This is a genomic window from Streptomyces daqingensis, from assembly GCF_014645895.1.
Classification (GTDB): Bacteria; Actinomycetota; Actinomycetes; order Streptomycetales; family Streptomycetaceae; genus Streptomyces; species Streptomyces daqingensis.
Genome location: NZ_BMMP01000001.1, coordinates 537256 through 551876 on the forward strand (window position 1 = coordinate 537256; position 14621 = coordinate 551876).

Sequence of the window (14621 nt, forward strand, 5' to 3'; positions counted from 1 at the left end):
TCTGCCGCCGGCGGGGCCGAGACCAGAATGACGGTGGGGGTGACAACCAACTCAAACACCGCTACTTTATCGTACGTGTATAACGCGTGTGTACGAAAACCTCGGGCCAGATGGCCGGAAGGTGTTGTCGTAAGCGGGTTCCGGCCTTCATTCCGCCGTTCCGCTCAGGCCTCCTTCCGCCCTATCGGTGACCCCCGTAGCGGCAGCCGGGAGGGGCGTCGGTGTCATTTTACCGGTGCGCCGACCGGTTTTCGCTCTGTCCCGGCAGTTCCGGTGCGTAGCCGTACGCCCCGGCGGCGGCTGTATCCCCGTCAGCTGCTGCGGCCGCCTTCCCGTCACGCGGATCTGCCTGGCCTCCGCGGCAATCCGCGTGCGCTGGGCGGATGACTTGCGCGGCGCGCGCGCAAAGTGGTTCTCCGGTTCGTGAACGGGGATAAGAGCGGTACTCCGAAGCCGTCCGACTCTTAGAAGCACGCCCGAGGTGGGACGTCGCGATGTGTTCGGCATGCCCGAATTGCTGCCGAAAACATTCGCTTCGGCCGACCCTGAGCAAGGGGTGCTGATAAGTAAAAGAACCCATTCAACGGCCGGTTGATCTGCGGGAGTCGGGTCAGTACAGTCGCTGGCCAGTTCGATCGATGTGCCGTCTGTATTCCGTGGCTTTTGGGGTGCCGAAGTGGCGAGATTGCATTTTCATCCGCTGGCGCGTGCGCGTGGCGCGCAAGGCAAGATTAGAGAGCGATCCGTCCAGGATACGGTTCTTCCCGGGGTGATCGACCTTAATTGCTTCCCCGGGGAAGCACAGGGGAAACCTGTCGACTCGGTCAACGTTCATTGAGTGTGCCTTCCCGCTGATGTGGCGTGAATCACACTCATTCCGTATGTGTACATGATCCATTTTTCCTTGGAAGCCCCCTGTCTCAACGGTTGCGTGACCGGGGTTTACCTGGTTGATGTGTCATGTCCCTGGCGAGCAATCTCGTAAAGCAATAGGAGGCAAAAGGTGCCGACGGCGGGTTTGGTGCAACTCCCCTAAGCGCGGGCGCGCCCTTCACTCGGAGGAAGTGAAATGAAGGCTCACTATCGCACTGCCGTGGTAGAAACCGCATGTGAACCGCTGGATATCGCCGTTGGACTCGCAGAATCGGAGCTCTCCGACACTTACGTGATCTACGAATCGCGGGACGGTTGGTCCATAGCCGACGGCGTGGCCGCCGAGGTGATCGTGGACGCCGGGACCGTGCGAACCAGGGCGCTCGACGAGTGCCACGAGGAACCGTGGTCCGGGGACCCCCTGGCCGCAGTGCGGAAGTTCCTGTCCCAGTTGCCGATAGCCGACTGGGCCGCGTACGGCTGGAGCGCCTTCGAACTCTCCCACGCCATCGCCGGTCTGGAGGTCGGCGCGCAAACCCTGCTGCACCTGGTGATCCCGGAGACCGAGATCCGGCTGTCCGGCAGCCAGGCCACCCTGCGCAGCCTCGATGCCGCCGCGCTGCCCGGCATGGAGAGAGCCCTGAGCCGCATTGGGGCGAAGACCACGGCCGGTGACGCGGAAGCCCGGCGGACCGGGCTGACGCCCCTTCACGTAGACCTGGAAACCGGTGCCGAGGACTACCGGCGCAGCGTGGCGTCTTTGGTCGCGGAGATCCGTGCTGGCGGGCTGCAGAAGGCCATCCTCTCCCGTGAAGTACCCGTCGAGGCCGAGATCGACTTTCCGGCGGGGTACCGGCTGGGACGCCGGCACAACACCCCCGCCCGGTCCTTCCTCCTGGACATGGGCGGGTTGCGCTGCTTCGGGTTCAGCCCCGAAACGGTCCTCGAAGTCTCCGACGACCGCCGCGTGTCCAGCCAGCCGCTCGCCGGCACCCGCGCCCTCACGGGCGATACCGATCTCGACCGCAAGCTCCAGGACGAACTCCTCTCGGACCCCAAGGAGGTGCACGAGCACGCCATCTCCGTAAAGCTCGCGGTCGACGAGCTGGCCGGGCTGTGCGAACCGGAGACGGTCGTCGTCGAGGAGTTCATGTCCGTCAAGGAGCGGGGTTCCGTCCAGCATCTGGCCTCGAGAGTGAGCGGCCGCATCCCCGAAGGCAGGTGCGCCTGGGACGCGTTCGCCGCGGTCTTCCCGGCCATCACGGCCTCCGGAGTGCCCAAACTCGCGGCTTACCAGGCCATTCGCAGACACGAGCGCGGCGACCGCGGGCCGTACGCGGGGTCCGTCCTCAAAGTCACTCAGGGCGGCACCCTTGACGCCGCCCTGGTTCTGCGCAGCGTCTACGCGCATGGAGGCCGGACCTGGCTGCGGGCCGGGGCGGGCATCGTCGGGCACTCGCAGCCTGACCGTGAACTCGAAGAGACCAGAGAGAAGCTCAGATCCGTGGCCACGTCTGTGCTGGTGCGGACCGAGGGCGCGGGAACCACATCGTCCACTGCGCGGCCCGTTCGCGCTGAGTCGCACAGCTGACCGGGACACCGGCAGCGATGGCCACTACGCACCCCATTTCTGGAGGCGACAAGGCATGCTGACCACGGGGGAAGGCATATCAATTCAGTTGCTGGGTCCCATCCGCGCTTGGCGGAACGGCAAAGAGATCGCCTTGGGCCCTCCGAAGCAGCGGGCTGTCCTCGCGCTGCTGGCGAGCCGTCCCGGTGACGTCGTGGGGATCGACCGCATCATCGACGCCGTGTGGGGGAGTGAGATCCCGCGTACTGCCACCAACGGCGTCCACACCTACGTGGCCGGGCTGCGCTGCGCGCTGGACCCGGGCCGCAGTCGGCGGGGCAGCAGCTCGGCGATCGGCTCGTCGGCCGGCGGTTACTGCCTGCGGGTGAGCCCCGAAGCCGTGGACGTCATCCGCTTCCAGCAGCGCCACGCAGAGGCGCGTCAATCGCGTGCCGACTCCGGCAGCGCCCTCGCGATGTACGAGGACGCCCTGTCGCTGTGGCACGGCGAGGCGTTCGCGGGCATTCCGGGTCCGTTCGCCGCGATGGAGCGGACCCGGCTGCAGGACCTGCGGATGACGGCCGTCGAGGAATGGGCGTCGGACATGCTGCAGGCGGAGCGGCACGCCGAGGTGGTGGCCGACCTGTCGGCAGCGGCGGCACAGGAGCCGCTGCGCGAGAAGCTGCGGTGGCTGCTGATGCTCGCGCTCTACCGCTGCGACAGGCAGGCTCACGCGCTTGCCGTCTACACCGAGACCCGGCATCTGCTCAACCAGGAACTGGGCATCGAGCCGGGCACGGAGCTGCGCAACCTGCACCAGGAGATACTCGCGGGGCGCGAGGTCACCGCCTGCCGTGACCGGTCGGCCGCAACGCAGTCGGCCACGCCGCAGCAGGCCGCAAGCCAGCCCGCCACGCCGCAGCCGGCTGGCGAACCCGGCAGGGAGATGCTCCCGCTCCACACACCGCTGCCCGTCCAGCTTCCGCCCCTGGCCAGGGGTTTCGTCGGCCGCACGGCGGAACTCTCCCGTCTGGAGCAGGTCCTCACCGACGAGGGGGTAAGACCCGGCGAGAACACACCGGTGGCCGTGCTGGACGGTCTGGCCGGCGTGGGCAAGACGGCGGTCGTACTGGAGGCCGCACGCAGGCTCAAGGACCGCTTCCCGGACGGACAGCTGTTCGTCGACCTCGGCGGCACCGGCCTGCAGGGCAGCTACCTCTCGGCGACGGAAGCCCTCGCCCAACTGCTGCGCAGCCTCGGTGTGGACGCCTCACGGATGCCCCTCGACCTGGCCGGCCGTGTCAGTCTCTACCGCAGCCTCCTGTACGGACGGCGCATGCTGGTCGTACTCGACGACGCCCTCAGCGCCGACCAGTTGAGACCGCTGATCCCTCGGGGCGCCTCGTGCGTGCTGGCCACCAGCCGACGGCGGCTCAGCGGACTCGCGGTCCGTGACGGGGCACACCTCATCGGGGTCGGCCCGCTGTCCGAGCTGGAGTCGGCGCAACTGCTCACCTATCTGGGGGGAGACCGGCTCCGAGGTGAGAAGGCGGCCATCATGCGCCTCACGCGCATCTGCGGAGGGCTGCCGCTGGCACTGCGCTGCGCCGTCGAAGGACTGAGCCAGATTCAGCACGTGCCGCTGTGCAACGCGGTCGAGAACTACACCGATCCGCGCGGCTTGTTAGACAACCTGACGGTGGAGGGCGATGCGGCCGCCAATCTCCGTACCGTCTTCGGAGCGTCGTACCAGGCACTGCCGGCAGAGGCCGCACGGATGTTCCGGTACCTGGGCTTGCACGCCGGCAGTCCGGTCACGGTGAACCTGGCCGCCACCCTGGCGGACACGAGCCTCGAGGCGGCCCGGCGGCTGCTCGTCATGCTGGCCGACAACCACCTCCTGGAGCGGTTGTCCGACGGCCGGTACCAGTTCCACGGCCTGGTAGGGCTCTACGCGGCAGAGTGCGCACAGCAGGAGTCCAAGACGGACCGGGACCTGGCGCTGATCCGGCTGCTCGGGGAACAGGAGGACTTCGTCACCGGCCACACCGCACCGGCCAAGGAGGACCGGCTCTCGCACGTCACGTGACCGGCACGGCACGGCCGGAGGCGGGGACCACCGGTCCCCGCCTCGTGTCGTGCTCGCGGAGGTGCTACGGACAGCGGATTGTCTGCGCCGCGTACGACAGCCCCGCACCGAACCCGAAGAGCAGCACGGGGTCGCCGCTGGAGATCTCGCCGCTCTCGATGAGCTTCGAGAGGGCGAGGGGGATGCTGGCGGCGGACGTGTTGCCGGAGTCGACGACATCACGCGCGACGACGGCGCGGGTGGCACCGAGCTTCTCCGTCACGGCGTCGATGATCCGCACGTTGGCCTGGTGGGTCACGACAGCGGCCAGGTCGGAGACATCGACCCCGGCCCGTTCGCATGCCTTGCGTGCCAGCGGGGCGAGAGTGGTCAGCGCCCACCGGTAGACGACGTGCCCGTCCTGCCGGAAGAGGGCCCGCGGCCCGTCCGGGCCGGAGGTCCCCAGAGTGATGGCCGACCCGCGCTCCGGCTGCGATCCCCACACCACGGGCCCGATGTGGTCCGCTCCCGGATCGCCCCCCGCGCCGACGATCGCGGCACCGGCCGCGTCCCCGAAGATCACGCACGTGGAGCGGTCCTGCCAGTCAAGGAAATCGCTCATCTTGTCCGCACCGACGACGAGCGCGGTTCGGCTGTCGCCGACGCGTACGGCCATGCTCGCGGTGGCCAGAGCGTAAGTGAAGCCGGCACAGGCGGCGTTGACGTCGAAGACGCCTGCTGTCGGGATCTCCAGGCGACGGGCCACACGGGCGGCGACGCTCGGCATGCGGTCCACCGCCGTGGCGGTCGCCACGACCACCAGGTCGATGTCGGCGGCGTCCACACCTGCCAGGGCGATGGCCTTGGCGGCGGCGTCCGCCGCCATGTCGACGACGCTTTCGTCCTCCGCGGCGATATGGCGGGTGGAGATGCCGATACGGGATCTGATCCATTCGTCTGACGTGTCGACGATCGTGGACAGATCGTCGTTCGTCATCACGCGCGTCGGCTGGTGATGGGCGACCGAGAGTATCCGGGAGCCGGTGAGGGGGGCGGGCACGAGTCCTCCGAGGATGTTGTTCGGCAAACGGGAAGTGAGCGTCAGATGTCACAGTTCCGGGGAAAGCGAACGAGGAGCCGCGCGAGCCAGGACCGGCAGGCCGGGCAGGTCACGCCATGCTTCCCCGCGGGCTTGCAAGGGCCTCCGGCACCACCTGGCGCAGGACGTCGGTGATCGCTCTCATCACCTCCGCGGTCGCCGAGTGCAGGAAGAAGTGGTCGCCGGGGACGACGATCAGCTGTGAACGGGCGCGGGTGTGCCGCTGCCACCGCTGCAGCCTCCTGCTCTCCACCACCGGGTCCGCGTCGCCGCCGAAGACGGTCATGGGGACGCTCAGCGGTGGCCGGGCCCGGTACTGGTACGTCTCCAGTACGGAGAAGTCGGCGCGCAGGACAGGCAGCAGCAGCTCCACGAGCTCGGGATCGTCGAGGATCTCGGGCGGCGTACCGCCGATGAACCGCAACTCCTCGAGGACGTCGGTGTCCGGCGCGGCATGTACCGGCAGCCGCGGACGCGGCAACTCCGGCGGGGCCGCTCCGGAGACGAACAGATGCGCCGGCCGCGGCAGGCCACGGTCGTCGAGAGCCCGGCACAGTTCGAACGCGAGCAGCCCGCCCATGCTGTGGCCGAACAGCGCGTAAGGGCGGTCCAGATGTCCGGCCAGGGCGTCCGCGGCCATGTCGACCAGCAGCGGCAGCCTGCTGACCGGAGGCTCCCCCGACCGCCCGCCCCGGCCGGGAAGCTCCAGTGGGCACACCTGTCCGAAGCCGGAAGCACGTCGGTTCCACTCCCGGTAGGCCGCGGCACTGCCGCCGGCGTACGGGAGGCAGAAGAGACGGACACCGGGGAGGTCCTGTGGCTCTCCCTGAGCAAACCATGGGTTGCGCACGGGTCGGAATCTCCTTCGTCCAAGGGTGGTTCGCCGTTCCCCGGCGGTGCCGTCCGACAGCACCGGCAGCAGTGCGGACGGCACGTATGCAGCCGTCCGCACCCGAGCGGCGCGGTCAGTCGGCCAGTCTCAGCGCGCCCGAGGGGCAGCGCTCCACCGCTTCCCGTACGTCGTTCTCGGCGCCCTCATAGGGAAGGTCGTCCCGGAGCAGCACGACGGTCCCGTCCTCCTCGGACTGGTCGAACATGTCCGGTGCGGTCAGGGCGCACATGCCCGCGCCGACGCAGATTTCCGGGTCAGTCTGGATCTGCAAGGTGTTTCGCCTCCGTGTCCTCGTGGTTCTCTCCGCGCCGACTCAGGCTCGGCGGAGCCCGGCCCTCACCAGGCGACCGGCAGTTCGTGCACGCCGTAGACCGTCATGTTCTCGCGCATCGGGACCTCCTCCGCCGGCACCGCGAGGCGCAGGTCGGGGAACTCGCGCAGCAGCGTGGCGTAGCCGACCCGCAGCTCCAGACGGGCGAGCTGCTGGCCCAGGCACTGGTGGATGCCGTGACTGAAGGTCAGGTGGCCGACCGCGCGCCGGGTGACGTCGAGCCGGTCGGGGTCGGGGAAGCGCTCGGGGTCGCGGTTGGTGCTGGGCAGATGGATCAGCACGGTCTGGCCGGCCTTGACCGGGACCCCGCGGATCTCCATGTCCTCCGTCGGACTGCGCTGCACCCCGATGTGCACGATCGTCAGGAGGCGCAGCAGCTCCTCCACCGCGCCCTCGAGGAGGCTCTCGTCGGCGCGCAGCCTGGCGAGCTGGTCCGGCTCGCGCAGCAGCGTGTAGATGCCGAGGGAGAGCATGTTCGCCGTGGTCTCGTGCCCGGCGACGAGCAACAGCAGCGACATGCCGATCAGTTCGGCCTCGTCGACCTCCCCGCTGGTGACCAGCTTCGTGAGCAGGTCGTCGCCGGGGTCGGACGACTTCTGCGCGGCGACCTTGCCGAGCAGTCCGGTGATGTTGTGCAGAGCGCCGAGGACTTCCTCGGGCGCCGTGTCGAGGTTGAGCAGCTTGGACGAGTCCGCTTCGAAGCTTTCCCGGCTCTCCACCGGGATGCCCAGCAGCTCGCAGATGACCTCTGACGACATGGGGAAGGCGAAGTCGTGCACCAGATCCGCCGGCGGGCCCTTCCGGCGCATCGCGGCCACCCGGTCCGCCGCGATCTCCTCGATGCGGGGAACGAGCCTCCGCATGCGGCGCAGCGTGAAGTCCGAGGTGAGCAGCTTGCGGTAACGGGTGTGCTCCGGCGGATCCATGTGCTCGAACTGGCCGGGCGGGAGGTCCTTCTCGAAGTCGAAGTCCATCGCCCGGTCCGAAGGGAACGCCAGGTGCTTCAAGGAGCCCTTCGAGCTGAGCCGCGAATCGACCAGCAGCTCCCGGGCCAAGGCGTAGTCGGTGACCACCCAGCCCTCGTGGCCGTCGGGGAAGACCATCGGCGCTATGGGCTGCTCGGAGCGCAGCCTGCCGAGGATCTCCGGCGGGTCGAGGGGGTTCTCCCGGTGGGTGGGCAGACCGTTGGACAAGGGGCAGCCTGTGTGGGTCATCGTGAGCCTTCGGCGTCGGATACGGGTTCGGGCGTGGGGGCGGGACGGCGCCTGCGCCTGTCCGCGCGGAGTCATACGGCCATGCCGCCGTCTATCTGGAAGGTGGAACCGGTGACGTACGCCGCTCGCTCCGAGAGCAGGAAGGAGACGAGTTCGGCGACTTCCTGCGGTGTCCCGAACCGGCCCAGCGGGACACGTTCCTCGAACCGCTTGCGCATGTCGGCGGGCAGGTCCATCACCGGGTCGGTGGCCACGAATCCGGGCACGACCACGTTCGCGCGAATGCCGTACCTGCCGACCTCACGGGCCAGGGACTTGGTGAAACCGATGATCCCGGCTTTGGAGGCGGCGTAGTTGGTCTGTCCGGAGTTGCCGTGCAGGCCGGCGATGGAGGACATCGTCACGATGGCCCCCCGCCGCCGCTCGATCATGGTGTTGATGACGGTCCGGCAGACGTAGTACACCCCGTCGAGGTTGACGCGCAGGACGTCGGCCCAGTCCTCGTCCTCCATCGCCGACAGCGGACCGTCCCGGAGCACTGCCGCCGAGGTGACCACCGCCTCGACGGGCCCGAGCGCGTCCTCGATCCCGTCGACCAGGTCCTCCACCGCGCCACTGTCGCCGACGTCGGTCCGGCGGATGCAGGAACGCCGTCCCAGCGCGGTGATCTCCTTCTCCAGGCTCTGCGCGGCCGACGTGTCGGAGGCGTAGCACACCGCCACATCGAAGCCGTCGCGGGCGAGTTGCAGCGACACGGCACGGCCGATCCCGCGCGAGCCGCCCGCGACGAGAGCCACGGGATTCTCCTGGGTCATCGCTCTCCTCCGTCCTGCTGACCGTCGGCGTCCTCGTCCAGCAGCGCCCGCAGCTGCGCCTCGACCTCTTCGTCCGAGAGGCCCGCGATCCCGTCCAGGCCGGCGTCCGCCTCGTCCTCGTGGCGGCTGAGGACCTCGATGGCCTCCTCCGGACGGCTCCCGGCCTCCAGCAACTCGGCGGTGTGCGCCACGGTGGGGTTCTCGAAGAAGGCCCGCAGATCGACCTCGACGCCCAGACGGCTCTTGACGCGTGTGCCGATCTGCACGGCCGCCAGTGAGTGGCCGCCCAGAGCGAAGAAGTCGTCACGGACACCGACCGGCTCGACGCCGAGGATCTCCTGCCACACTTCGGCGACTTCGCGCTCGAGGTCGGTGCTCGGGGCGACGTAGGGCGTGTCGAGGTCCGGCCGCGGGTGGGAGGTACCGGGCGGAGCGAGCTGGCCCATCTCCTCCTCGAGCAGCGCGGGCGTCAGAGAGCCAGCCAGTTCCCGCACGGCGGCGAAGTCGCGGTGGGAGACGACCACGTGTCCGGGGAGGTCGCCGCCGGCGAGAAGACGGGCGAAGACCTCCTTGCCCTGCTGCTCGGTGATGCCCGCGGCGAGGGTACGGAGCACCCCGGCCTCCTCCCCGGGACCCTCCTCCTGCGCCCCCGGGCCCTGGTCTTGCTCGGACGGCTCGGCGGCGCGCGCTATCTGCTCGCGCAGGCCCTCCAGATCGTTGATGCGCTTGATGGTGAAGTCGCCGATCCGCACCAGGAGCCGGCCGCCGGGGTCGAGGATCTCGAGGTCGCAGGTGCTGGTCTCACCGGCGGCGTCCTCGGTCTCCTTCACCTCGACACTGACGTGGACGGTGCTGGTCAGGCCGTGGAAGACCCGCAGGCTGCGGTAGCTGAAGGGCAGGTAGTAGGTGTCGGGGGCGTGGACGCGGGCCGTGCCGCCGGCGGCGTCGAGCAACGCCGGGTGCAGCAGGTAGCGGTCGAGGTCGCCGTGGTGCTCCTCGTCCAGGCTCAGCGTGGCCATCACCCGCTTCGGGCCGACCTGGATCTCCCGCATGCACTTCCAGCGCGGCCCGAAGGAGAACTCCAGAGGACCGCCCTTCTCGAACCGGTCCAGGCGGAGACCCTTCTTGATCGTCTCCTCGGTGTCGAGGACCTCTTCCACCTCGCAGCGGGCGAGGACCTGCGCCAGGTCCCGTACGGTCTCCGGCTCCCGGTCCTGGAACGTGACGGTGCCCCGCGCGTGCTCGGCCCAGGAGACGGCCCCCGGCGCGCCGGTGCGGCTCTGCACGACGAAGTTCCACCGGCCGTCGCTCTCCTCGACGGTGGTGAAGACCTCGCGGGTCTGCCCGTCGGGAACGACGACAGGGGTCAGGTACTGCACGTCGTTGATCTCGATGTCCTGCCCGGCCTGTGCCGCGGGCTCCGCGAGGGCGGCCCGGACCAGTTCCAGGTAGGTGGTGCCCGGCACGAGGCCGTGTTCCTGGATGCGGTGGTCGCCGACGATCCAGCTGTCGGCGGTGCTGAAGACGGTGCTGTACGTCCGGGAGGCGTCCGTCGAGCGCACCAGGCGGTGCAGCAGCGGGTGGTCGTCGAGCGGGGTGCCGGAGCCGAGGCTGAAGCGGGAGCCGAGTCCGGCCGCCATGCCGACGTCCTGCCAGGTGTCCCAGCCGACGGCGGTGACCGGTAGCGCGGTCTCGCGGCGCATGTACTGCGCCCACGCGTCGAGGAAGGCGTTGGCGGCGGCGTAGTCGCTCTGCCCGGGCCCGCCCAGGACGGCGGTGACCGAGGAGCACAGCAGCACGAAGTCCACCTCGTCCTCGCGGCAGACCCGGTCCAGTACGAGCAGACCGTGCGTCTTCGCGGCGAGGACCTGGCCTGCGTCCTCCGCGGACTTGGTGACGATCATGCCCTGGGAGGGCAGTCCGGCGGCGTGGACGACACCGTTGAGGGGCCCCGCCTGCGCGCGCAGCTCCCCGACGGCCCGCCGCATCTGCTCCTCGTCGGTGACGTCGGCCCGCAGCAGGACGACACGGGCACCGAGCGATTCCAGACGGCGCAGCCGCCGGATGACGGTGCTCGTCGCATCGGCGTCCTCGTGGGCGGCGAGGTGGCCGTCCCAGTCGGCGGGCGCCGGGAAGGCCGAACGCCCCAGCAGTCCGAGGACGGGGCCGCTGGCGGTCTCCGCGATCTGCTCGGCCATGGCCAGTCCCATGCCGCCGAGGCCTCCGGTGAGGAGGTACACACCGCCGTCGCGCAGCTTGGTGCGTTCCCCTTCGTCCGTGGTCCCGCCGAGCCATCCCGCCCGGTCGAAGTCGCGTACCCACCAGTGGCGCCCGCGCAGGGCGAGTTCGCTCTCCGTGCCGGGGGAGGCGAGCGCGGAGAGCAGGGCGCCGACGGCGCTCCCGGACGGGGCGGACGGGTCCGTGCCGGTGATGTCGAGGACACGGCAGTCGGTGTCGGCGGTCTCCTGGGGGATGACGGTGGCCGCACCGAGCACGGTCGCGTGCTCCGGCTGCAGTACCTCGTCACCGGTGACCTCGTACACGCCGCGGCAGAGCACGTCGATGGCGGCCGGGGCGGGCAGATGCTCCGAGCCGAGAGCCTGGGCGAGGGCGAGGAGGCTGTCGAAACCCGTGCGGCGTGCGGCGTCCAGGCGCTCGGAGGTGGGAGGCGCGCCGTCTGCCGGGCAGTCCGCGGACCACAGGTGGAGGAAGCGGTAGCGCCCCCCTTCTCCGGTCGGGCCGGAGGAGCCGGCCAGTGACGACACGAGAGCGGCCAGGTGTTCGCGGTCGGTGGGGTCGACGGTCCAGGTGAGCTTGTCGTCGTCGTGCGACATGGTGCTGCCGGCGGTGGCACGTACGACGCGGTCTCCGCTCGCCGCCAGGCGGTCGGCGAGCGCGTCGCCGAGAGCGAGTCCGCTGCCGAGCACCACCCACACGTCACCGCGGGCGGCGGGCTGGTTCCGCTGGGGGAGGCTCAGCCGCTGCCATCCGGGGGTGTAGAACCAGTCGCGCGCGGAGTTCACGGCGGGTTCCGTGCCGCGCCGGCGCTCGGCGGGCTCGACCCAGTAGCGCTGGCGCTGGAAGGCATAGCCGGGCAGGCGCACGGTTCCGCGCCGGCCGGGTCCCTGGACGGCGTCCCAGTCGAGGGCCGCGCCCGCGCTCCAGACGGCGCCCAGGCCCTCCAGCAGGTATGCGTCCCCGGGAGTCTGGTCCCCGGGGTGCGGCAGCGAGCCGGCACCCGTCCGCTGCGGCGTCCACGCCTCGTGGGCGCGGGCGAAGTTGGTGAGGTTCTGTCCGGGGCCGACCTCCAGCGTGACGAGGTTCGGATCGGCGAGCAGCTCGTCGAGGGCGTCGCGGAACCGTACGGGCCGGCGCAGGTGGCGTCCCCAGTACTCGGGGCTGGTCGCCTCCTCCTCGGTGATCCAGGTCCCGGTGACGTTCGACAGGAAAGGTATCGCCGGGGGGTGCAGAGCGACCGCACTGACCTCGGAGGTGAAGGGCTCGACGGCGGCGTCCATCGAGCGGGAGTGGAAGGCGTGCGAGGTGTGCAGCCTGCGGCAGCCGACGCCGTCGTCCTTGAGCCGCTGCTCGAAGGCGTCGACGGCTTCCGGGCTGCCCGAGACCACGGTCAGAGCACTGGAGTTGACGGCCGCGAGTTCCAGACCGCCGTCCCCGAGGAGGGCGAGCGTCTCCTCCTCCGGGAGGAAGACGCTGAGCATGGCACCGCGCGGCATCTCCTGGACCAGACGTCCACGCGCGGCGACGAGCCGTACGGCGTCCTCCAGGCTGAACACCCCGGCCAGGCAGGCCGCCACGTACTCACCGATGCTGTGACCGGCCATGGCGCGCGGCTCGATGCCCCAGGACTGCCACAGCTTCGCCAGCGCGTACTCCACGCTGAACAGCGCGGGCTGGGCGAGACGTGTCTCGCGCAGCTGCTCGGCGGCCTCCTCCACGGACTTCGGCTCGTCCGGACCGAGCACCAGATCGCGCAGGTCCTGACCCAGCAGCGGGGAGAACAGGTCGGCACAGCGGTCGAACTCGGCGGCGAAGACGGCCTCGCGGGCGTGGATGCGACGGGCCATGCCCGGGTACTGGGCGCCCTGGCCGGGGAAGAGGAACGCGACCGGGGCGCTCTGCGGAGCCGCGGCCGGGGGCGCGCCCTTCGCGAGCCGCCGGAGAGCGGCGACCGCTTCATCGGTGGTACGGGCGACGGTGGTGCCGCGGTAGGGCAACTGGGCGCGCCGGCAGGCCAGTGTGTGGGCGGCGGCGTCGAGCGGGGTGGCCGGCTGGGACTCGAGATGGTCGGCCAGGCGCCCGGCGGCCTCCGCGAGTGCGGGAGCCGACTTCGCGGACAGAGGCAACAGCCGAACGGGTGGCCCCTCCGTGGTCCCGCCGGTCTCCCGTCCGTTCCCGGCTTCGTCCGCGTCCTGGAGAGGGGCTTCCTCCAGCACGACGTGGACGTTCGTGCCCCCGATGCCGAAGGAGCTGACGCCCGCGCGGCGCGGCGCGTCCCCGCGGGGCCACGCGCGCAACTTGCCATTGACGAAGAACGGGCTGCTGTCCAGCTCGAGATCGGGGTTGGGCTTCTCGCAGTGCAGCGTCGGCGGGATGGCCTCGTGCTTGAGGGCGAGGGCCGCCTTGATCAGGCCGGTGACGCCGGCAGCGGCGTCGAGGTGGCCGACGTTGCTCTTCACGGAGCCGATGGCGCAGTAGCCGCGGTCGTCGGTGCCGGTGCGGAAAGCGCGGGTGAGGGCGGCGATCTCGATGGGGTCGCCCAGCGAGGTGCCGGTGCCGTGTGTCTCCACGTATCCCACCGACCCGGGGCTGACGCCGGCCAGTTCGAGGGCCTCGGTGACGACCTCGGCCTGTCCGTCGACGCTCGGCGCGGTGTAACCGGCCTTGAGGGAGCCGTCGTTGTTGACGGCAGTGGCGAGGATGACCGCGTCGATGCTGTCGCCGGCCTCCTGCGCGTCGTCGAGGCGGCGCAGCGCCACGACGCCGACGCCGTTGCCCGGCACGGTGCCGCCGGCGTCGGCGTCGAAGGCGCGGCACTTGCCGTCGGGGGAGAGGATGCCGCCGAGTTCGTACTGGTAGCCCTCGCGCAGCGGGGACGTCACGGACACGCCGCCTGCGAGAGCGATGTCGCACTCGCCGTTGAGGAGGCTCTGAGAGGCCATGTGCACGGCTGTCAGGGACGTCGAGCAGGCGGTCTGTACGGTCACGGCCGGGCCCTTCAGCCCGAGCTTGTACGCGGTGCGGGTGGCCAGGAAGTCCTTGTCCGAGGCGAGTTGCACCTGGTACATGCCCACCGAGTCCAGGACCCGCTGGTTGTTCATCAGGTTGAACAGCAGGTACGTGTTGAGACCGGCGCCGGCGAACACGCCGATGCGCCCCTCGAAGCGTTCCGGATCCACGCCGGCGGACTCCAGCGCGTGCCAGGCGCATTCGAGGAAGACCCGGTGCTGCGGGTCGAGAAGCTCCGCCTCGCGGGGGCTGTAGCCGAAGAAGCTCTCGTCGAACCGGTCGCCGTCCTCCAGCACCCCCTTGGCCTTGACGTAGCCGTCGCGGGTGGAGAGGGCCGGGTCGACGCCGGAGTCGGCCAGTTCCTCGTCGGTCAGGGCGCTGATGCCCTCTTGGCCCTCTTCGAGACGGGTCCAGAAGGTCTCGACGTCGCCCGCACCGGGGAACCGGCCGGCCATGCCGATGAGGGCGACGCCGTCGAGGTCCCGGTTCTGGGCCTGGTGTGCTTGTGACAC

At 70.1% G+C, this 14621-nt stretch carries 8 protein-coding genes; 2 read left to right on the forward strand and 6 right to left on the reverse strand.

Annotated elements, in window-relative coordinates; translation table 11 throughout:
* Positions 1-1069: 1069 nt before the first annotated feature.
* Positions 1070-2464 carry a salicylate synthase gene (locus tag IEY56_RS02310; RefSeq protein WP_189035319.1) on the forward strand — a complete coding sequence of 465 codons (1395 nt, stop codon included), beginning with the start codon at positions 1070-1072 and terminating at the stop codon, positions 2462-2464.
* 55 nt (positions 2465-2519) lie between these two features.
* Positions 2520-4532, forward strand: coding sequence for an AfsR/SARP family transcriptional regulator (locus IEY56_RS02315; RefSeq protein ID WP_189035320.1), 2013 nt, complete (start codon positions 2520-2522; stop codon positions 4530-4532).
* 64 nt (positions 4533-4596) lie between these two features.
* Here IEY56_RS02315 and IEY56_RS02320 read toward each other — a convergent pair whose 3' ends face one another.
* The 6 genes from IEY56_RS02320 to IEY56_RS02345 form a co-directional block, all read right to left on the reverse strand.
* A complete protein-coding gene (locus tag IEY56_RS02320; protein ID WP_268241310.1) occupies positions 4597-5598 on the reverse strand; it encodes a beta-ketoacyl-ACP synthase III in 1002 nt (333 codons plus the stop codon).
* Between the two features lie 82 nt (positions 5599-5680).
* Positions 5681-6460 carry a thioesterase II family protein gene (locus IEY56_RS02325; protein WP_189035321.1) on the reverse strand — a complete coding sequence of 260 codons (780 nt, stop codon included), beginning with the start codon at positions 6458-6460 and terminating at the stop codon, positions 5681-5683.
* A gap of 115 nt (positions 6461-6575) precedes the next feature.
* On the reverse strand, positions 6576-6773 hold the full coding sequence (locus tag IEY56_RS02330; protein ID WP_189035322.1) for a ferredoxin: 198 nt from the start codon (positions 6771-6773) through the stop codon (positions 6576-6578).
* Positions 6774-6838: 65 nt separating this feature from the next.
* Positions 6839-8047 carry a cytochrome P450 gene (locus IEY56_RS02335; RefSeq protein WP_189035323.1) on the reverse strand — a complete coding sequence of 403 codons (1209 nt, stop codon included), beginning with the start codon at positions 8045-8047 and terminating at the stop codon, positions 6839-6841.
* A 71-nt stretch (positions 8048-8118) separates the two neighbouring features.
* Entirely contained in the window at positions 8119-8862 is a 744-nt protein-coding gene (gene fabG / locus IEY56_RS02340; protein WP_189035324.1) for a 3-oxoacyl-ACP reductase FabG, read from the reverse strand.
* A complete protein-coding gene (locus IEY56_RS02345; protein ID WP_229711487.1) occupies positions 8859-14621 on the reverse strand; it encodes a type I polyketide synthase in 5763 nt (1920 codons plus the stop codon). The genes fabG and IEY56_RS02345 overlap by 4 nt, the downstream gene beginning before the upstream one ends.

What these genes read in the sequence shown, in the direction of transcription:
- IEY56_RS02310 (WP_189035319.1), top strand. Translation starts at nt 1,070, where the DNA reads ATGAAGGCTCACTATCGCACTGCCGTGGTAGAAACCGCATGTGAACCG.
- IEY56_RS02315 (WP_189035320.1), top strand. Translation starts at nt 2,520, where the DNA reads ATGCTGACCACGGGGGAAGGCATATCAATTCAGTTGCTGGGTCCCATC.
- IEY56_RS02335 (WP_189035323.1), bottom strand. Translation starts at nt 8,047, where the DNA reads ATGACCCACACAGGCTGCCCCTTGTCCAACGGTCTGCCCACCCACCGG.
- fabG (WP_189035324.1), bottom strand. Translation starts at nt 8,862, where the DNA reads ATGACCCAGGAGAATCCCGTGGCTCTCGTCGCGGGCGGCTCGCGCGGG.